We start from the raw sequence: 19,424 nt of genomic DNA on the forward strand, positions 1-19,424 counted from the left end.
CCATGCGCATCACCATCTACCACAACCCGGCCTGCGGCACTTCGCGCAACACGCTGGCGATGATCCGCCAGTCGGGCGAGACGCCCGAGGTCATCGAGTACCTGCGGACGCCGCCCACGCGCGAGGCGCTGGTTGCGCTGATCGCGGCCATGGACATCAGCCCGCGTGCGCTGCTGCGCGAGAAGGGCACGCCCTATGCCGAGCTCGGCCTGGAAGATCCATCGCTGACCGACGACCAGCTCCTGGACGCGATGATGGCGCATCCCATCCTGATCAATCGGCCCATCGTGGTCAGCGAGAAGGGCGCGGCGCTGTGTCGGCCTTCCGAGCGCGTGCTGGCGCTGCTGGCCAATCCCGTCGCTCGCTTCACCAAGGAAGACGGAGAGGTCGTGACCGCGCCCGCGACATCGGCGTGAGGCGCATGCGCGGTGTCTGCCGGACATCGACGCCGCGCGACGCCATCCCGTCCGGGCCCGCGCGCTGACCGCACCGCGCGTCGTGGCGTGGCCCCTTCCATCGAGCGACTTCCCGAGCGCCTGAAGCGCGTCCAGGCGCTCCCACCGGCGCCGGATCGGCGCTCTCTCTGACGCGCGCCGGAGCGCCCATGCTTGCCCTCGCGATCTTCGTCGTCACCCTCGTCCTTGTGATCTGGCAGCCACGCGGGCTGGGGATCGGCTGGTCCGCGCTCGCCGGCGCCGCCGTCGCGCTGGCCACCGGCGTGGTCGGCTGGCACGACGTCGGCACGGTCTGGGGCATCGTGTGGGACGCGACCTTCACCTTCGTCGCCCTGATCGTGATCTCGCTGCTCCTGGACGAGGCCGGGTTCTTCGCCTGGGCGGCGCTGCATGTCGCCCGCTGGGGCGGCGGCGCTGGCCGCAGGCTGTTTCCGCTGGTCGTGCTGCTCGGTGCGGCGATCGCCGCGGTGTTCGCCAACGATGGTGCGGCGCTGCTGCTGACGCCGATCGTGCTGGCGATCCTGCTGCGGCTGGACTTCCCGCCAGCCGGCGCGCTGGCCTTCACCGTGGCCTGCGGCTTCATCGCCGACACGGCAAGCCTGCCGCTGGTGGTGTCCAACCTGGTCAACATCGTCACGGCCAACTACTTCGAGATCGCGTTCGGTCGCTACGCCGCCGTGATGGTGCCGGTGAACCTGGTCTCGGTCGGCGCCACGCTGGGGGTGCTGTGGCTGTGGTGCCGACGCGACATGCCCGCCACGTACGGCATCGATCGTCTGGAGCCGCCGCGTCAGGCGATCCGCGACGAAGCGGTGTTCCGGGCCGCCTTCCCGCTGCTGGCCCTGCTGCTCCTGGCCTATTTCGTCACCGGCCCGCTGGGCGTGCCGGTCGCGCTGGTCACCGGCGCCGCCGCGCTGCTGCTCCTGGCGATCGCCGGCCGTTGGGCGTCCGGCGGTCGCGGCGCGACGGTCGCGCTGGACAAGGTGCTGCGCGGTGCGCCGTGGCAGATCGTGCTGTTCTCGCTCGGCATGTATCTGATCGTCTACGGCCTGGGCCGTGCCTGGCTCACGGAGGCGGCGCGCGCGCTCCTGGTGTGGCTGGCGGCGCAAGGCACGTTCGCGGCCACGTTCGGCACGGGCTTCGCCGTGGCCGGGCTCGCTTCGCTCATGAACAACATGCCGGCGACGCTGGTCAGCGCGCTGGCCATCGATGCGGCCGACGTCCCCGCGCAGACGCGCGAGCTGATGATCTACGCCAGCGTGGTCGGCAACGATCTGGGGCCCAAGCTCACGCCGATCGGCTCGCTGGCGACCCTGCTGTGGCTGCACGTGCTGGCCGGCAAGGGGCAGCGGATCACGTGGGCGCAGTACATGAAGGTCGGGCTTGTCCTGACGCCTCCCGTGCTGCTGGCCACCCTGGTGGCCCTGTGGCTCTGGCTCCCGGTCGTGCGCGGGCACTGAGCGGCGGCGCACGGGGCCGGCGCGCCTCGGGGCCGCCGCTCGATGTGGCCGGCTCGGCGCAAGTTGCCCGCCGTTTGGCATCGGCTGACTAAGCTGCGTGCTTTCCCCAACGCCCTGCGTGCCATGCCTGCTTCGCGCCTGACCTGCCTGCTGCTGACCGCCTGCGTCACCCTGCTTTCGGCCTGCGGCGGCGAGGCGGTCAAGACGCCGCCGCCGACCACGACCGTAGTGCCGCCGCCGGCGGTCACCGCCAGGCCGGTGGTGATCGGCATCGCGCTGGGCGGCGGGGCGGCCAAGGGCTTCGCGCACATCGGCGTGATCAAGATGCTGGAGGCCAACGGCATCCGCCCCGACGTGGTCGCCGGCACCAGCGCCGGCAGCGTGGTCGGCGCGCTCTACGCCAGCGGCATGGACGTGTTCCAGATGCAGAGCAAGGCCGTGGCGCTGGACGAATCGACCATCCGCGATGTGCGCCTGTTCTCCGGCGGGCTGGTGCAGGGCCGCGCGCTGCAGGACTACGTCAACGCGCAGGTGGGCAATACGCCGATCCAGCGGCTGAAGAAGCCCTTCGTCGCGGTGGCCACGCGGCTGGAGGACGGCGAACGCACCATGTTCAACCGCGGCGACACCGGCCAGGCGGTGCGCGCCTCGAGCAGCGTGCCGGGCGTGTTCGAGCCGGTGGAGATCGGCAAGTGGCACTACGTCGACGGCGGCGTGGTCAGCCCGGTGCCGGTGGATGCGGCCAAGCAGCTGGGCGCGGATTTCGTCATCGCCGTGGACATCTCCAGCAAGGCCAGCGGCAAGAATCCGGGCGATCTGCTGGGCACGCTCAACCAGTCGATCACCATCATGGGCCAGCGCGCCGGCCAGCAGGAGCTCGCGCGCGCCGATGTGGTGGTGCGGCCCAAGGTCAACGAGATCGGCGCGGCCGATTTCAGCCAGCGCAACGCGGCCATTCTGGAAGGCGAGAAGGCCGCGCTGGCGGTGATGCCGCAGATCAAGGCGCGCCTGGCCCAGCTGCAGCACGAGCGCGCGGCCGCAGCGGCGGCGGCCGCGGCGCCGAAGCCGGTGCCGTGTGTGGAGCCGACACGCCTCCAGCGTCTGACGTTTCGTGGGACGCCTTGTCCGGCCAAGTGAGTGGTTGGGTCGTGTCGTTGTTGCGACGGGATATGGCTGGTCGAGCTCGGCACCGCGAGTAGTTATTTGAGCGAAACTGCGAACCAGCGAAAGGCAAAAGCAACAGCGACCCCTCCCCAGCCCTCCCCTTCGCTGCGCGAAAGGGAGGGGGCAGAAGCGGGAGCTTCGCTGCGCGTTAGTCGCTTGAGATCCGTTGATCTCGATGTCGCACACCTCGCGAGGCCGCTTCGCACTCGAAGCGCCAGCAACACCTCTACCGTCGTTCCCGCGAACGCGGGAACCCAGGGACTTTCGCTCGGGAAAACCAAAGCAACGGAAGCCCCGAGTTCGCAGGAACGACGAGCGTCGCCTAGCGACCTTGCTCAACCTCCATCACCAGCCCTCAGAACCGCCACCGCAAACTCGCCGAGACGAAGCGCGGTTCGCCGTAGTTGTTGTAGTCCAGGTTGGCCCAGTAGGTCTTGTCCAGCGCGTTGCGCACCGACAGCGTCGCGGTCCATTGCGCGTTGATGCGCAGGTTGGCGTTGAGGTGGACCAGCGTGTAGGCGCCCTGGGTGACCGTGACCGGCGTGGTGGTGCCATCGCCATTGGGGCGCTCGATGTTGAAGCCCTGCACCTTGCTCTGCCAGCTCACGCCGCCGCCCAGGCTCAGGCGCTCCCAGCGGCCCGGCAGGCGCCACTGGGTGGAGAGCTGCAGATAGTCCTCGGGCAGGTTGGCGTAGATGGCATCGGTCGGCGCGCGGGTCACCTTGACGTGGGTGTAGCCGGCGTTGAGCGTCCAGCCCGGCAGCAGCTCGCCGTTGAAGTCCACTTCCCAGCCGCGACTCTTGGTGCCGTTGACGCCCACATAGGCCGAGCTGCCGTCCGGCAGCGAGTTCGGCGGCTGGGTGGTGTCCAGCACCGCGTAGTTGTCCTGCTTGGCCTCGAACACCGCGGCGGTGGCCATGGCGCGGCCATCGAACAGTTGCGCCTTGAGGCCGGCCTCCAGGTTGGAGCCCTGCACCGGCGCCAGCAGGTTGTCGTTCCTGTCCTTGTAGTTCTGCGGATTGAAGATCTCGGTGTAGCTGGCGTAGAGCGAGACATCCGGCACCAGGTCGTAGACCAGGCCCACGTAGGGCGTGACTTCGTCGCTGACCTTGTAGCGGCCGCTGGTGCCAGTGTAAGTGCCGGCGGCGTTGTAGGCGCGGGTGCGCGTTTCCCACGAACTCAGGCGCGCGCCGGCGATCAGCGACAGCGGCTCGGCCAGGCGCAGGCGCGCCGAGGCATAGACGCCGCGCTGGGTGGTGCGGGCCTGACGCCAGGCGCCGGTGCGCCGATAGGTCAGTGCCCCGGCGCTGCCGTCCCAGTCGTACAGGTTGGGCACGTTGAAGCCCATCGCATTGCCATACGGCGTGGCGATCATCTGCCAGTCGCTCGGATAGACCAAGGCGACGCCGGGCGTGGTGGATTGCAGGTCCTGCCAGCTGCCGCCGACCACCACGTCGTGGGTCCGGCCGAACAGCGCGAACTTGCCCGACAGGTATACGTCCAGCGCATCGCGGGTGTCGTTCGTCTCGCCGGCGCTGGCCTGCAGATAGGTGCCGGCGCCGGTGACCGGATCCGGGTAGCCGCTGCCGTAGACGCGCAGGCTCTGCACCTCGCCCTTGGTATGCGCCGAGTTCACCCTCAGCAGCCAGTCCTCGCCGAAGCGCTGCTCCAGATTGGCGAAGGCGGTACGGGTCTGGCGCTGCCAGCGCGTCCAGGCCGGCGAGAAGTTGGTCGAACGCGAGAGGTGGGCGTCGGCGCCATCGGCGCTGAAGAACGGCACCGTGCCCCAGGTCGAGCCGGTCGGGTTGTTGTCCTGGATCTGGTAGCCGACCGTGACCGTCGTGCTGTCGGTCAGGTCGCCTTCCAGCACGGCCATGCCGGCCTTCTTGTTCTCTTCGTAGCGGTCGTAGTAGTAGTCGCGGTCGGTCCAGGCGCCGACCCAGCGGCTGCGGAAGCGCCCGTCGCTGGTCAGCGGCAGGTTGATGTCCGCCTGCACGCGGCGGAAGTCCCAGCTGCCGACGCTGGCGGTGACCGCCGCGTCGAAGTCGCGGCCCGGACGCTTGCGCAGCAGGTTGACCGTGGCCGAGGGAATGCCGGCGCCGCTGAGCAGGCCGTTGGCGCCGCGGATGACTTCGATGCGGTCGTAGAAGGCGGTGTCGTATTCCTGGTTGGTCGAGCCGCTGTAGGTCGGCAGGCTGTCGACCTGGAAGTCGGTGATCTGGAAGCCGCGCGCGAAGTACAGCGGACGCTGGGTATCCCAGAAGGACACGTTGACGCCGGTGATGTTGCGCATCACATCGTTGATGCTGAACATCGATTCGTCCTCCAGCCGCTGCAGGCCGATCACGCTCACCGACTGCGGCGTGTCCTGGAGGCTGATCGGCAGCCGCGTGGTGGTGGATGGCTCGGCCCGCGCGCCGGTGACCTGCACGTTGTCCAGCGTCTTGGGCGTGCGGCGGCGCGCCTGCTCCTCGGCGTCTGTCTCGCCATCGGCGGCGTGGGCGAGCGGGGCGCACAGGCCCAGCCCCAGCAGCAGGGCCGCGGCGAGCGGGGAGCGGGTCGGCGCGGCGGACGCGCGGAAAACGGCAGCGGACATGGGGTTCCTTGAGGGCGCAGGCAGGCACGCCGCGCGCGGCGAAGGCGAGCGCACGGCGGGGAAGACGTTGGGAGGCTTGCCCAGATAGCGGGCTGGCGATGGTCGTCCGATGACCACGCAGGCGGGCGTTGGCGCGGAGGCCTGCGGCGCGCAAATGTAAGTGATTCTCAAATGGCGGACAAGCCACACACGGGCATGCGGTGGCCGCCAAAGGCCTCGCGCGCCGCTATGCGCGATGACAAAGCCGTCAGAGAAGCGCTGCGTGCGGTGCGCGGCTTACTTCACCGCAGTGGCCAGATAGGCATCGACCGCACGGGTGTAGGCGGAAGGCTCGCCCAGCGTGCGGTTGATCTGCATATGCGACAGGTCCTCGGGCAGGACCTGGATGGTCACGCCGAAGGCCTGCGCGCGCTGCGCCAGCCCGCGCGCCTGCGCGCAGCTGTCCTCGCGCCGCGAGGAACACACCGCGAGCATCGGCAGCGAAGCCCGCGAGAGATGGTGCCAGGGCGAGACCGCGCTCCAGGTGCGGGTGTCGTCGCCGAAGGCGCGGTCGTAGAGCGGGAAGTGGCGCGCCTGCATGATCTGCACGACATTCATCGCCGCGCTGTCCAGCGCGATCACCGCGCGCGGGCGCTGCGCGCCGGCCTCGGTCAGCGCCGCGACATCGGCGCCGAGCAGGGCGACCAGATGCGCGCCGGCCGAATGCCCCATCAGCACCGTGCGCGCCGGATCGCCGCCCCAGTCCTGCGCGTGCCGCTGCAGGTGGGCGATGGCCGCGGCCACGTCGCGCGCCTGCACCGCCGGATCGGCATCGGGCAGCATGCGGTAGTTGATCGACACCAGCACATAGCCGCGCGGCAGCCAGTACGCCGCCTTCGGCGTGGCCAGGCCGGGATTGTCCTTGTCGCCCTTGCTCCAGCCGCCGCCGTGGACCATCGCGATGATCGGCAGGCCGCGCGCGCCGGCGGGCGCATACACGTCGTAGCGCTGCGCCGGATCGGGGCCATAGGCGACCTCGCGCAGCACGCGCGCGTCGGCGGGCAGCGACTGCGTGTCGCCGGCCTCGACCTGACGCTGGCCCAGCAGGTGGCGCAGGCGCTCGCCGCGCGACTGCGCGCAGGCCAGCAGCGGCAGGCAGAGCAGCAGGACACAGCAGGCGGAGCGGACACGCATGGCGAAGGTTCCGGTGGGACGTCAGGCGCCGCGCAGGCGCAGGACCGCGCGCAGGCCGCGCGGCGGGTTGGGCAGCAGCTGCAGCGCGCCGCCGTGCTGGCGCGCCACGCGGTCGACGATGGCCAGCCCCAGGCCGCTGCCGCCGCCGGCCGGGTCGTGCACGAACGGCTGCAGCGCGCGTTGCGCCTGCGCCGCGTCCATGCCCGGGCCGTGGTCGCACACGGTCACCTGCCAGGCGCCATCGCCGGTGCCGACCAGGCGCAGCGCGAATGGCGCGGCGCCATGGCGCTGCGCGTTGGCCACCAGGTTCTCCAGCGCGCGGCGCAGGGCGATGGGCCGCCCGCGCAGCGGCGCGGTGTCCGGGCACTGCACGTCCCACGGTCCGCCGGCGGCATCGAGCGCCTCGCGGCAGATCCGCGCCAGGTCCAGCGGCTCGACCGCCTCGTCGCGGCCGTCGCGGGCGTAGGCGATGAACTGGGAGAGGATGGCGTCGATCTCGGCGATATCGCGGTCGATGCCGGCGCGCAGGGTGGGATCGGTGTCGGGCAGCAGGGCGGTGGCGAACTGCACCCGGGTCAGCGGCGTGCGCAGGTCGTGCGAGATGCCGGCCAGCATCAGCGCGCGCTCGTCGGCGGCGCTGCGCACGTCCTCACTGGCCTGCTCCAGGGCGTCGGCCAGCTCGCGCACCTCGCGTGGGCCGCGCACGTCCAGACGCGGCGCCTCGCCGCGGACCAGCCCGGGCGCGGCCTGGGCCAGCTGGCGCAGCGGGCCGACCAGGCGCTGGGCGCAGTACGCCGCCGCCAGCCAGGTCAGGCCGACGCAGCCCAGCAGCAGGGCCAGCGTGAAGCGCCGGCTGCCGCGCGCGGGCTTGGCGCCGAAGGAAATCCACAGCGTCGGACTGGTACGCAGCTGCATCCACAGCCGGTCGCCCTCAACGTCGCGCGACAGCACCACCGCACGCTCGTGGCCCAGCGCGCGCGCCGTGCGCTGGCGCAGCACGCGCAGGAAGGGCGCGAACGCGCGCGCGTCGCTCGCCGGCGCGCTCTCGCGCACGTCCAGCTCGGCCTGCTGCAGATAGCGAAGCGTGGCGGCGTGGCCGCTGTTGCGGTCCACCTCCTCGGCCAGGCCGGCGAAGCCGCGCATGGCGCGCGCCAGCTGATCGGCGGCCGGGGCGATGGCGAGCTCGCGGCCCAGCACCGCGGCCAGCACGCCGGCGCCGGCCAGCACCAGCGCGATGACCAGCGCCAGCTGGGCGAACATCCCCGGCGCGCGCCTCACGCGACCTCCTCCGGCGGCACGAACACATAGCCCGCGCCCCAGACCGTCTGCACGATGGTCGGGTTGCGCGCATCGTCCTCCAGCAGCTTGCGCAGGCGGGCGATGGTCACGTCCATGCTGCGCTCGAAGGCCTCGTGCTCGCGCCCGCGCGCCAGGCTCATCAGCCGGTCGCGTGAGAGTGTCTGCCGCGGGTGCCGCACCAGCACCGCCAGCACCGCGAACTCGCCGCTGGTCAGCTTCACCACGCGGCCCTGGCGGCTGAGCTGGCGGTTGCCCAAGTCCAGCCGCCACGGGCCGAAGGCGACGATCCCGCCCTCGGCCTGCGGCGCGCCCGGCACGGCCTGCGTGCGTCGCAGCACCGAGCGGATGCGGGCCAGCAGCTCGCGCGGATTGACCGGCTTGGGCAGATAGTCGTCGGCGCCGATCTCCAGCCCGACGATGCGGTCGATCTCGTCGCCCTTGGCGGTGAGCATCACCACCGGCGTGGTGTCGCCCTGACCGCGCAGGCGCCGGCACAGGTCCAGGCCGCTCTCGCCGGGCAGCATCAGGTCCAGCACGATCAGGTCGAAATGGCCGCGGTCCAGCGCCTGGCGCATCTGCGTGCCGTCGCCCACCGCCTTGACGGCGAAGCCCTCGCCTTCCAGGTAGCGCTGCAGCAGTTCGCGCAGGCGCACGTCGTCGTCGACCAGCAGCAGCTTGGCGGTGATCTCGCTCATGCGGCGCACTATCGCGCCCGGTGGCCGGCGCCGACAACGCCGGTTGTAAGCAGATGTTTCAGCGCCGGCCGGCGGACACATCTGCTGGCAGAGGCGCAACACCTCGCAGGTCCGGCCGGCCCAGCATGGCGGCACGGCGATCGACGCCGTTCCATCCCATCGCGAGGAACCGATCATGCGTACGACCCACCTGATGCTGCTGTCCGCGCTGGCCGTTGGCGGCGCGCTGTCCCTCTCCACCGACGCCTGGGCCGGCCGCGTCCGCGTCCATGGCGGCGGTACCGCCGCCGATGGCGCGCAGGTGCGCGGCACGGCCGCCGCCGGACGCAACGCCAACGGCGCCTATGTGCGCGGCCACGGCAGCCGCACCGATGCGGCCGGCAATACCACCGGCCGCAGCGGCGCGGCGGTGCAGGGCGCCGACGGCGGCAGCGCGCACCGCAGCGGCAGCTGGTACCGCAACACCGATGGCAGCGCCGGCCGCCAGGGCACGGCCAGCGCGACCACCGCCGCCGGCGGCAGCCTGTCCACCAGCGGCGAGATCAGCCGCGATGCCGCAGGCAACGTCAACGGCGCGCGCAGCACCATCGCCACCACGGCCGGCGGGGCGTCCTACACCGGGTCGACCACGGTGCAGAACGGCAGCGTCAGCCACACCGGCACCTGCACCGACAGCAGCGGCCAGGTCGTGGCCTGCCGCAAGTGAGCCTTTCGCGCGCCGCCAGGCCGGCGGCGCGCCCTTTCGATCGAGACCTGCCCATGAAGACGCTCTTCCCCGCGCTGACGCTGGCGCTGCTCGCGCTGGCCCCGTCCTGCCTGCTGGCGCAGCAGGCCAACGACAGCGCCGCCTCGGCCGGACGCCAGCAGATGGCGCGCAAGCTCAAGGCCGCCGATGCCAACGGCGACGGCCTGATCCAGCGCAGCGAAGCCCAGGCCAGCCTGCCGCGCCTGTTCGAGCATTTCGACGCGCTGGACGCCAACCACGACGGCGCCCTGTCGCGCGACGAACTGCGCGCGGCGGGCCAGGCGCTGTCCGCCGCCCGACGCGGGTCGGGCCAGTAGGCCGCCGCGGCCATGGTCCTGTCCCTGCTTGGCCCGCACCTGTCCTGGCTGCGCTGGGTCCCGCTGGCGCTGCCGCTGCTGGCGGCGCTCGAAGCCTGGCTGCGCCTGCGTCGCGGCCTGGCTTACGACTGGAAGAGCTACTGGGCCTCGCTGGGGGATGCGCTCGGCCGCGGCCTGGTCGGCCTGGTGCTCGGCAGCGGCGTGGCCGGCGTCGTGCTGCTGGCGGTGCACCAGGTGCGCCTGACGACCCTGGCGATGGATGCGCCCTGGCAATGGACGCTGCTGTTCGTCGGCCAGGAGGCCTGCTACTACGCCATGCACCGCGCCGACCACCGGATCCGCTGGTTCTGGGTCAACCACTGCGTGCACCACTCGCCCGAGCAGTACACGCTGGCCTCGGCGTACCGGCTGGGCTGGACCGCGCAGCTCACCGGGCAGGCGCTGTTCTTCGCTCCGCTGGTGTGGCTTGGTTTCCCGGTACCGGCGGTGCTGGGCGCGCTGGCGCTGAACCTGCTCTACCAGTTCTGGCTGCATACCGAACTGATCGGCGTGCTGCCGCGCTGGATCGAATGTGTCTTCAACACCCCTGCGCACCACCGCGTGCACCACGCCAGCAACCCGGAGTATCTGGACTGCAACTACGGCGGGGTGCTGATCGTGTTCGACCGGATGTTCGGCAGCTTCCGCGCGCAGTTGCCGGGCGTGCCGCCGCGCTACGGCCTGGTCGAACCGCTGCGCAGCCACCATCCGGTGCGGATCGCCCTGCACGGCTGGCTGGGGCTGTGGGCCGACCTGCGCCGGGTGCGCTCGCCCGGGCAGGCACTGCGGACGCTGTTCGGCCCGCCGGGGTTCAAGCCGGGCGGCTGATCAGCCCAGCCCGGTGTCCATCACCATCATCAGGCAGAAGCCCAGGGTCAGGCCGATGGTGGCCAGGGTCTCGTGGCCGTTGCGGTGCGACTCGGGGATGACCTCGTGGCTGACCGCGAACAGCATCGCCCCGGCCGCGAACGCCAGGCCCCAGGGCAGCAGGGTGGAGAACGCGCCCACCGCCACCGCCGCCACCACCGCGCCCAGCGGCTCCACCAGACCCGAGGCGGCGCCGATCAGCACCGCGCGCCCGCGGCGCACGCCGGCGGTGGCCAGCGAGAGCGCGATCACCAGGCCTTCGGGGATGTCCTGCAGCGCGATGGCCAGGCTGAAGGGCTCGGCGTTGGCCATGCCCGAGCCGGAGGCCACGCCCACCGCCATGCCTTCGGGGATGTTGTGCAAGGTGATGGCCAGCACGAACAGCGTCACCTGCGGCGGCAGCCACTGGTGCAGGCCGCCCACGCGCGTGGTCTGGCCCTGCTGGTCCAGATGCGCATGCGGGATCACCCGGTCCATCGTCAGCATCATCGCCACGCCCAGGCAGATGCCGACGCTGACCAGCCCGCCGGCGCCCAGCCCGCCGTAGCCCTGGTCCTTGGCCGCCTGCAGGCTGGGCACGATCAGCGAGAAGGCCGTGGCGGCCAGCATCACGCCGGCGCCGAAGCCCATCAGGCCGTCGGCCAGCGTCTGCGGCAGGCGCCGCACCGCCAGCACCGGCAGCGCGCCGGCGGCGGTGGCCGCGGCGCAGATCAGGCCGTCGCGCAGCGCCTGGCGCAGGCCGGGGCGATGCGGCCATTGGGCCAGGACTTCCTGCAGCAGCCAGGCGCCCAGCAGCAGGGCGGCCAGCGCCAGCAGCCACGGCAGCAGGCGCCGCAGCGCGGACGGGGAGGACAGGGTGTGATCGTGCATGGCAGGGGCTTCGTGGGCGGAAGGGGCGCGCGTGCGCTCGGGGTGCCGTTGTCCGCAACGGGACCGAAGGTGCCTGCCCAACATCGGACACCGACGGGCAAGGGCGCGTCAACCGTGCTGCAGCGCACACCGGCCGGGAATGCTCCACGGAGCAGAAATCCGTGAAACCCGCATGGCATCAGGACCTTCCCTTTTGTCACTACATTTGGCGTTGACGGGCGTGGATGACCCCACTATCTTGGGGTCGTCGGTTCCTCGCGGCCACAAGCCGCGGGGATGAAAAGGGAAGCCGGTGCGGCCTTGCGGCCCACTCCGGCACTGCCCCGCAGCGGTGATTGGGAACGACCCCGCCATCTGCACTGAGGCCCCCGGTGGCCTTGGGAAGCGGTGGGTTAGGAGAAGCAGGACTGTGTCCTGGCTTCACGCCCGTCAGTCCGAAGACCTGCCGACAGTCGCGCGCAAGCACCTCGCGCGGCGCCGGCCGCGGTGTCTTTCGAGGGAGAGACGGCTGGTGACGCAAGGCCCGACCACGAACGCCGTTCGTGCGGTCGCGGCTTCTGCGACGCCGCCGTTTCACCCTCGGTCGCCCGGCCCCTGTTGCGCCCTCGTGGGAAGGCGCAATGCGTGCATCTACGCATGGAGAGTTTCGACCGTGACCCAGACCGATTCCGCCGTGGCCCAGCGCCCGGCCGACGCCGCCTTTTCGCTGACCCCGCCGCCCACCGCCACGGCCATGCGCGTGACCAAGCGCAACGGCGGCAGCGAGGCGGTGGACCTGAACAAGATCGTGCGCGCCGTGCAGCGCTGCGCCGAAGGCCTGCACGCGGTCGATCCGATGCGCGTGGCCACGCGCACCATCTCCGGCCTGTACGACGGCGCCACCACGCAGGAGCTGGACGAGTTGTCCATCCGCACCGCCGCGCTGCTGATCGGCGAGGAGCCCGAGTACGGCCGCCTGGCCGCGCGCCTGCTGGCCAACTTCATCGCCAAGGAGGTCTCCGGCCAGGAGATCCACGCCTTCTCCCAGTCGGTGGCCCGCGGCCATGAGGTCGGCCTGATCAACGAGCGCCTGCTGAACTTCGTGCAGGTCAACGCGCGCAAGCTCAACGATGCCGTCGACGCCGGCCTGGACCGCGAGTTCGAGTACTTCGGCCTGCGCACCCTGTACGACCGCTACCTACTGCGCCACCCGCACAGCCGCAAGGTGATCGAGACCCCGCAGCAGTTCTTCCTGCGCATCGCCAGCGCGCTGAGCGAGGACGTGCCGGAGGCCCTGGCGCTGTACCAGCGCATGGCGCACCTGGACTACCTGCCGTCCAGCCCGACGCTGTTCAATTCCGGCACCACGCACGAGCAGCTCTCCAGCTGCTTCCTGCTGGACTCGCCGCAGGATTCGCTGGAGTCGATCTACGCCAAGTACGGCGATATTGCGCAGTTGTCCAAGTTCTCCGGCGGCATCGGCGTGAGCTACTCGCGCGTGCGTGCGCGCGGCTCGCTGATCAAGTCCACCAACGGCCATTCCAACGGCATCGTGCCGTGGCTGAAGACGCTGGATTCCTCGGTGGCGGCGGTCAACCAGGGCGGCAAGCGCAAGGGCGCGGCCTGCGTCTACCTGGAGACCTGGCACGCGGACATCGACGACTTCCTCGAGCTGCGCGACAACGCCGGCGACGACGCGCGCCGCACGCACAACCTCAACCTGGCCAACTGGGTGCCGGACCTGTTCATGGCGCGCGTGGAAGCGGACAAGCCCTGGTCGCTGTTCGACCCCAAGGCCGTGCCGGAGCTGACCGACCTGTACGGCGAGGCCTTCGAGCGCGCGTACGAGCAGGCCGAGGCGCAGGGCAAGGCCAGCAAGACCGTGCCGGCGCGCAAGCTGTACGCGCGGATGATGCGCACCCTGGCCGAGACCGGCAACGGCTGGATGACCTTCAAGGACAAGTGCAACAAGGCGTCCAACCAGACCCTGCGTCCGGGCAACGTGATCCATCTGTCCAACCTGTGCACCGAGATCCTGGAGGTCACCTCCAACGAGGAGACCGCGGTGTGCAACCTGGGCTCGATCAACCTGGGTCGCCACTTCGACGAGTACGGCGACTTCGACTACGACAAGCTGGCCGAGACCGTGCGCCTGGCCGTGCGTCAGCTGGACCGCGTGATCGATCTGAACTTCTACCCGATCGAGACCGCGCGCCGCGGCAACCTGCGCTGGCGCCCGGTCGGCCTGGGCTGCATGGGCTTGCAGGACGTGTTCTTCCGCAAGCGCCTGGCCTTCGACAGCGCCGAGGCGCGCGCGATCAGCAGGAAGATCGCCGAGACGATCTACTTCCACGCGCTGGAGACCTCGTGCGAGCTGGCGCAGGAGCGCGGCAAGCATCCCTCCTTCGGCGACACCCGCGCCGCCCAGGGCGAGCTGCAGTTCGACGCCTGGGGCGTGGTGCCCGAGGACACCGCGCGCTGGGACGCGCTGCGCGAGCGCATCCAGCAGCACGGCCTGCGCAACTCTCTGTTGATCGCCATCGCCCCGACCGCGACCATTGCCTCGATCGCCGGCTGCTACGAGTGCGTGGAGCCGCAGGTGTCCAACCTGTTCAAGCGCGAGACGCTGTCCGGCGACTTCCTGCAGGTCAACCGCTACCTGGTGGACGAGCTGAAGAAGCTCGGCCTGTGGACGCCGGAGATGCGCGATGCGATCAAGCTGGCCGAAGGCTCGATCCAGGGCGTGGCGGAGATCCCCGAGGCCCTGCGCGTGGTCTACCGCACCGCCTGGGAGCTGCCGATGCGCTCGCTGATCGACATGGCCGCCGACCGCGGCGCCTTCATCGACCAGTCGGCCTCGCTCAACCTGTTCATGGAGAGCCCGAACATCGGCGCGCTGTCCTCCATGTACATGTACGCCTGGAAGCAGGGCATCAAGACCACCTACTACCTGCGTTCGCGTCCGGCCACCCGCATCGCCAAGGCCACCATCAGCCACGGCGCGTCTGAAGCCCCCAAGCCGCAGTACACGCCCACCGAGGCGGTCAGCTGCTCGCTTGAGAATCCAGAAGCCTGCGAAGCCTGCCAGTAAGTCATTTAAGAACAAGGGGGACAGGACGTCCCCCGGCGCATGGACGCGCCAAGCTCGCTGGAGAGCGGGCATAAAAAAGGGACCAAGCGCCAACTCGGTCCCTTTAGCTAGCGATAGCAAAGCGTCGTGGTGCTACTGACGCCGCTGACCTACCGAAGCCATCTCTTGTAAGGAGGGGCGCAACACTATCGCGTTCTTGAGGTTCAACTCAAGAAGAAAATTCGGAAGGTGTGACAGGAATTGGTAGCCAATTTCTATTGGAGAATTTCAGTTGGACAACCAACCGAATGACTCGGATGAAGGCTACGAAGTCATCTTTCGGAGCTGCATCACTCTGCCGAACGGCAAAGTGTTGTACGCGAAGGCATGTGGCATTCGAGCTTTCCCAATCCGCGTTCCCAAGCAGTAACCGCAGTGGGAGGTGGGACCGGTTCGCCGGTCTCGCCTTTCTGCACAGTCAAAGAATTCAGGAGTTCCAATGTCCGCTCAACCCCGTCAGATGCTGCTCGATCCCGGTTTCGAACTGACCCTGCGCCCGATGCGCTATCCGCAGTTCTATGACATGTATCGCGACGCCATCAAGAACAGCTGGACGGTGGACGAGATCAACTTCCAGATCGACATCACCGATCTGCACGACAAGATGACCCCGGCCGATCGCCATCTGATCCATCGGCTGGTCGCCTTCTTCGCCACCGGCGATTCGATCGTGTCCAACAACCTGGTGCTGAACCTGTACCAGCACCTCAATGCGCCCGAAGCGCGCATGTACCTCTCGCGCCAGCTGTACGAGGAAGCGCTGCATGTGCAGTTCTACCTGACCCTGCTGGACAACTACCTGCCGGATCCGGGCGAGCGCGCCAAGGCCTTCGCCGCGGTCGACAACATCCCCTCGATCAAGAAGAAGGCCGACTTCTGCTTCAAGTGGATGGACACCATCCAGGACCTCAAGCGCCTGGAGACGCGCGCGCACCGCCGCCAGTTCCTGCTCAACCAGATCTGCTTCGCCGCCTGCATCGAGGGCCTGTTCTTCTTCGCCGCCTTCGCCTACGTCTACTACTTCCGCTCGCGCGGTCTGCTGCCGGGCCTGGCCTCGGGCACCAACTGGGTGTTCCGCGACGAGAGCTGCCACATGGCCTTCGCCTTCGAGGGCGTGCGCGTGGTGCGCGAGGAGGAGCCGGACCTGTTCGACGCCGACATGCAGCAGCAGGTCTACGACATGCTGGAAGAGGCGATCGAGTGCGAGCTGCAGTTCGCCGAGGACGTGCTGTCCGGCGGCGTGGCCGGCATCTCCACCCGCGACATGCGCCAGTACCTGCAGCACTGCGCGGACAACCATTTCGCCAAGCTGGGCATGGCGCGCAAGTACAGCGTGCGCAATCCGCTGCCCTTCATGGAGCTGCAGGACGTGCAGGAGCTGACCAACTTCTTCGAGCGGCGGGTCTCGTCCTACCAGGTCGGCGTGCAGGGCGAGGTCGGCTTCGATCACGCCTTCTGAGGGCGCCGCACGACGCCGACGCCGCACTGGAAACGTTTCCGGGCGGAAAAGGTCGCCAAAACACCGCATCTGACTGCCTGACGGGCTTAAGTCGAGGCCAGGCGTGCCGTTAGTCTGGGGGATATCCGTCCCCGCAGACCGCGCTTGTTCGCCATGCACGCCCGTCGCGCCTCGGCGCGCACCATCGCCATGCTCCGGCTCGGTCGCGCCTTCGGCGCGGCGCTGGCGCTGTTGTGCGTGGTCGGGCCCGTGCCCGCCCAGGTCGCCTCGCTGCGGGTCTACGGCACGGCCGATGGCCTGCGTAGCCTGGGCGCCGACTGCCTGGTCGAGGATCCGCAGGCCAACGTCTACGCCTGCACCTACGGCGGCCTGTACCGCTACGAAGGCGAGCGCTTCGAACGCGTCGGCGCCGGTGCGGGTCTGGACGATGCCTATGTGATGAACGCCTCGCCGGCGCCGGACGGGCGCGGGCTGTGGGTCGCCACCGCGGCCAACCTGTACTTCTGGGACGGCGACCGGGCCGTGCGCGTGCTCGACCCGGCCGGGTCGCCGCTTCCCTTCGAGGTCGGCCACAACGTCGCGGCGCTGGCCGATGGTGCGGTGGCGCTGAGCCATAGCCGCGCGCTACGCGCGACCCGCGACCCGGACGGGCACTGGAAGACACGCGCGCTGTTCGACCAGGCCGCCGAACGGGCCCACCCCGAGCTGGCCGAGCTGGGCGCGGTCTACCGCGATGGCCGCGCGCTGTGGTTCGGCTGCGGCCAGACCGTTTGCCGCCGCACCGACGATGGCCAGGTGCGCGTCTACGGGCCCGGCGACGGCGTGCCGCGCGATGCCTGGACCGCGTTCCTGCGCGACCGTCGCGGCACGCTGTGGGCGCGCAGCCCGCGCCACATCCTGGTGCTGGCACCGGGCGCGACGCGCTTCGAGGAGCGGCCGGTGCCGCCGCCTTCGATGCTGGCTACCACCACGCGCCACCTGGACCTGACCGAGGACCGCCAGGGTCGCGTGCTGACCCGCAGCGACGGCGGCATGCTGCGCTGGGACGGTCGCTGGGAGCGGTTCGACACCCGCAACGGCCTGCCCGATCTTCCGCCCAACGCGCTGCTGGCCAGCCGCAGCGGCGAGCTGTGGATGTCCTACCCCGGCCTGGGCGTGCTGCGCTGGCGCGGCTATGCCGGCGTGGAGAACTGGGGCCCGGGCAACGGCCTGCAGGGCCTGCCCAACTGGTCGCTAGCGCGCGATGCGCAGGGCGCGATGCTGTTCGGCAACGAGCGCGACCTGCATCGCCTGACCGCCGGCGATAACCGCATCCAGACCCTGCACAATCCGCTGGGCGAGCCGGTGCGCGATGTGTTCGCGCTGACCCTGGGCCCGGACCAGGCGGTGTGGGTGGCGCTGTATCGCGGCCAGCTGCTGCGCCTGCAGGGCGACGAGCTGAAGGTCGCCGCGACCCTGCCGGCCAAGCTGCGCCGGATCTTCTTCGACGATCGCCAGCGCCTGTGGATCTGCACGACCGAAGGCGTGTACCTGATCGACGATCTGGCCCATCCGGTCCCCCGGCGCTTCCAGGCGCTGCCGGCGGTGAGCTTCGGCGATGTCGAGCAGGACGCACAGGGACGGCTGTGGTTCGCCGGCAAGGGCGGGGTGATGCGCCTGGAGCGCGACGGGCGTGTCACCAGGATCCACGCGCAGGGCGACATGCCCAATACGCTGTTCGACAAGCTCTCGATCGGGCGCGACGGCACGCTGTGGCTCAGCGTGGACGATGCGGGCCTGTTCCGCGGCCCGATCGGCCAGGGCGACACGCTGACCCTGAAGGAAGTCGAGGACCCGCTGCTGCGCGATGCGATCCCCTACTTCATCCGCCACGACCGCGCCGGCCGGCTCTGGGTCGGCGGCAGCATGGGCCTGGACGTGCTGCAGGACGGCAAGTGGACGCGGCTGCATGAGGCCAACGGCCTGATCAGCGAGGACATCTCCGAGGGCGGATTCTTCGAGGACCGCGACGGTTCGGTGTGGATCGGCACCTCGCGCGGCGTCAGCCACCTGCTGCATCCGGAGCAGCTGCTGGCGCGCACGCCGGTGGCGCTCAACATCGCCCGGGTCGAACGCGGCGGGCAGCGCATCGACTCGGGCGCGGTGCTGCCGTGGGAACAGCTGCCGGTGCGCATGACCCTGTCCACGCCCGGCAGCATCGCCGGGACCGACATGCTGAAGTTCCGCTACCGCCTGCGCGATCGCCAGGACGCATGGATCGAGACCAATTCGCGCACGCTGGATTTCCCGCTGCTGGGCTCGGGCAAGCAGGTGATCGAGGTGCAGGCGCTGGACGTCGGTCGCCGCGCGCAGTCGGAGGTGGTGACCTTCGGCTTCGAGGTGCGCCCGCCATGGTGGCGCTCGCCGCTGCTGCTGGCGCTGTGGGGCATCCTGGCGGTCGCGCTGGTCGGCAGCCTGTGGCGCTGGCGCGTGCACGCCATCGTCAAGCACAAGCAGCAGCTCGAACGCCTGGTCGCCGCGCGCACCGCCGAGCTGGAGGCCGACAAGCGCGCGCTGGAACTGGCGCGCACCGCGCTGCAGGTGCAGGCCACCCACGACGGCCTGACCGGCCTGCACAACCGTACCAGCATCATGGAGCAGCTCGAGCGCGAGGCCGTGCGCGCCCATGCCGCCGGGACGCAGCTGGCGATCGCGCTGCTGGACCTGGACCACTTCAAGCAGGTCAACGACACCCACGGCCACCTGGTCGGCGACGTGGTGCTGGCCGGCGTCGCCGACCGCCTGGCCCACAACATGCGCGGCTCGGACATCATCGGCCGCTACGGCGGCGAGGAACTGCTCGGCGTGATGCCCGGCCTGCAGCCGCCGGCCGGCGAGCGGCTGCAGGCGCTGCACGACGCGGTGGGCGCCAAGCCGCTGGTCATCGATGGCCTCTCGCTGCGCGTGACCTGCTCGATCGGCGTGGCCTGGCTGCAGCCGGGCGAGACGCCCAACGCGCTGCTGCGGCGCGCCGACCACGCGCTCTACCAGGCCAAGCGCGAAGGGCGCAATCGCGTGGTGGTGGCCACGCACGAAGGGATCGCCAGCGACCAGGCCCCTGGCGCGGCCCCGGCCCTGGTCTGATCGCCGCGCGCGGTTCCGGCGCGCGACAATGGTCGCCCGGCCGTCGCCTGCGC

13 protein-coding genes, 1 pseudogene and 1 riboswitch are annotated in these 19,424 nt (G+C 70.3%); of the genes and pseudogenes, 9 read left to right on the forward strand and 5 right to left on the reverse strand.

Annotated features, from left to right (window positions below; genetic code table 11):
- Window positions 1-2 precede the first annotated feature (2 nt).
- From arsC to WFQ05_RS07190, 3 genes are all read left to right on the forward strand, one after another.
- Window positions 3-416, forward strand: coding sequence for an arsenate reductase (glutaredoxin) (gene arsC / locus WFQ05_RS07180; protein ID WP_337053277.1), 414 nt, complete (start codon window positions 3-5; stop codon window positions 414-416).
- Between the two features lie 188 nt (window positions 417-604).
- The gene (locus tag WFQ05_RS07185; protein ID WP_337053278.1) at window positions 605-1,915 is read left to right on the forward strand and encodes an arsenic transporter; all 1,311 of its coding nucleotides are present in this window, start codon (window positions 605-607) and stop codon (window positions 1,913-1,915) included.
- A 123-nt stretch (window positions 1,916-2,038) separates the two neighbouring features.
- A complete protein-coding gene (locus WFQ05_RS07190) occupies window positions 2,039-3,052 on the forward strand; it encodes a patatin-like phospholipase family protein (RefSeq protein ID WP_337053279.1) in 1,014 nt (337 codons plus the stop codon).
- 382 nt (window positions 3,053-3,434) lie between these two features.
- Here WFQ05_RS07190 and WFQ05_RS07195 read toward each other — a convergent pair whose 3' ends face one another.
- The 4 genes from WFQ05_RS07195 to ompR form a co-directional block, all read right to left on the reverse strand.
- Entirely contained in the window at window positions 3,435-5,675 is a 2,241-nt protein-coding gene (locus tag WFQ05_RS07195) for a TonB-dependent siderophore receptor (protein ID WP_337053280.1), read from the reverse strand.
- A 276-nt stretch (window positions 5,676-5,951) separates the two neighbouring features.
- Window positions 5,952-6,848, reverse strand: a complete 897-nt coding sequence (locus WFQ05_RS07200; RefSeq protein ID WP_337053281.1) for an alpha/beta hydrolase fold domain-containing protein — start codon at window positions 6,846-6,848, stop codon at window positions 5,952-5,954.
- Between the two features lie 21 nt (window positions 6,849-6,869).
- On the reverse strand, window positions 6,870-8,126 hold the full coding sequence (locus WFQ05_RS07205) for an ATP-binding protein (protein ID WP_337053282.1): 1,257 nt from the start codon (window positions 8,124-8,126) through the stop codon (window positions 6,870-6,872).
- Window positions 8,123-8,842, reverse strand: a complete 720-nt coding sequence (ompR, locus tag WFQ05_RS07210; RefSeq protein ID WP_337053284.1) for a two-component system response regulator OmpR — start codon at window positions 8,840-8,842, stop codon at window positions 8,123-8,125. Before ompR ends, WFQ05_RS07205 begins: the two co-directional genes overlap by 4 nt.
- Before the next feature lie 175 nt (window positions 8,843-9,017).
- Between ompR and WFQ05_RS07215 the strand changes: the two genes are divergently transcribed.
- From WFQ05_RS07215 to WFQ05_RS07225, 3 genes and pseudogenes are all read left to right on the forward strand, one after another.
- A complete protein-coding gene (locus WFQ05_RS07215; RefSeq protein WP_337053285.1) occupies window positions 9,018-9,548 on the forward strand; it encodes a hypothetical protein in 531 nt (176 codons plus the stop codon).
- Between the two features lie 185 nt (window positions 9,549-9,733).
- Window positions 9,734-9,904 (forward strand): annotated as a pseudogene (locus tag WFQ05_RS07220) (hypothetical protein); the annotation flags it as partial.
- Window positions 9,905-9,916: 12 nt separating this feature from the next.
- Window positions 9,917-10,771: a sterol desaturase family protein gene (locus tag WFQ05_RS07225; RefSeq protein ID WP_337053286.1), complete on the forward strand. Its 855-nt coding sequence runs from the start codon at window positions 9,917-9,919 to the stop codon at window positions 10,769-10,771.
- Here the strand turns inward: WFQ05_RS07225 and WFQ05_RS07230 are convergent, their stop codons facing one another.
- A complete protein-coding gene (locus WFQ05_RS07230) occupies window positions 10,772-11,680 on the reverse strand; it encodes a ZIP family metal transporter (RefSeq protein WP_307184114.1) in 909 nt (302 codons plus the stop codon).
- A 231-nt stretch (window positions 11,681-11,911) separates the two neighbouring features.
- Window positions 11,912-12,145, forward strand: a riboswitch (cobalamin riboswitch).
- A 187-nt stretch (window positions 12,146-12,332) separates the two neighbouring features.
- On the opposite strand from WFQ05_RS07230, the gene WFQ05_RS07235 reads away from it, so the two are divergent.
- From WFQ05_RS07235 to WFQ05_RS07245, 3 genes are all read left to right on the forward strand, one after another.
- Complete coding sequence (locus tag WFQ05_RS07235) at window positions 12,333-14,750, forward strand: ribonucleoside-diphosphate reductase subunit alpha (protein WP_337053287.1); 2,418 nt, start codon at window positions 12,333-12,335, stop codon at window positions 14,748-14,750.
- 478 nt (window positions 14,751-15,228) lie between these two features.
- Window positions 15,229-16,248 (forward strand): ribonucleotide-diphosphate reductase subunit beta, encoded by a 1,020-nt coding sequence (locus WFQ05_RS07240; protein ID WP_337053288.1) that lies wholly within the window; start codon window positions 15,229-15,231, stop codon window positions 16,246-16,248.
- 153 nt (window positions 16,249-16,401) lie between these two features.
- Window positions 16,402-19,371 carry a diguanylate cyclase gene (locus tag WFQ05_RS07245; protein WP_337053289.1) on the forward strand — a complete coding sequence of 990 codons (2,970 nt, stop codon included), beginning with the start codon at window positions 16,402-16,404 and terminating at the stop codon, window positions 19,369-19,371.
- The last annotated feature ends 53 nt before the right edge of the window (window positions 19,372-19,424 follow it).

It is taken from the genome of Pseudoxanthomonas sp. USHLN014, from assembly GCF_037153335.1.
Classification (GTDB): Bacteria; Pseudomonadota; Gammaproteobacteria; order Xanthomonadales; family Xanthomonadaceae; genus Pseudoxanthomonas_A; species Pseudoxanthomonas_A winnipegensis.

Coding starts and splice junctions, on each gene's coding strand:
- WFQ05_RS07185 (WP_337053278.1), top strand. CDS start 605: ATGCTTGCCCTCGCGATCTTCGTCGTCACCCTCGTCCTTGTGATCTGG.
- WFQ05_RS07245 (WP_337053289.1), top strand. CDS start 16,402: ATGCACGCCCGTCGCGCCTCGGCGCGCACCATCGCCATGCTCCGGCTC.
- WFQ05_RS07240 (WP_337053288.1), top strand. CDS start 15,229: ATGTCCGCTCAACCCCGTCAGATGCTGCTCGATCCCGGTTTCGAACTG.
- ompR (WP_337053284.1), bottom strand. CDS start 8,842: ATGAGCGAGATCACCGCCAAGCTGCTGCTGGTCGACGACGACGTGCGC.
- WFQ05_RS07195 (WP_337053280.1), bottom strand. CDS start 5,675: ATGTCCGCTGCCGTTTTCCGCGCGTCCGCCGCGCCGACCCGCTCCCCG.
- WFQ05_RS07190 (WP_337053279.1), top strand. CDS start 2,039: ATGCCTGCTTCGCGCCTGACCTGCCTGCTGCTGACCGCCTGCGTCACC.
- WFQ05_RS07200 (WP_337053281.1), bottom strand. CDS start 6,848: ATGCGTGTCCGCTCCGCCTGCTGTGTCCTGCTGCTCTGCCTGCCGCTG.
- WFQ05_RS07230 (WP_307184114.1), bottom strand. CDS start 11,680: ATGCACGATCACACCCTGTCCTCCCCGTCCGCGCTGCGGCGCCTGCTG.
- WFQ05_RS07225 (WP_337053286.1), top strand. CDS start 9,917: ATGGTCCTGTCCCTGCTTGGCCCGCACCTGTCCTGGCTGCGCTGGGTC.
- WFQ05_RS07215 (WP_337053285.1), top strand. CDS start 9,018: ATGCGTACGACCCACCTGATGCTGCTGTCCGCGCTGGCCGTTGGCGGC.
- arsC (WP_337053277.1), top strand. CDS start 3: ATGCGCATCACCATCTACCACAACCCGGCCTGCGGCACTTCGCGCAAC.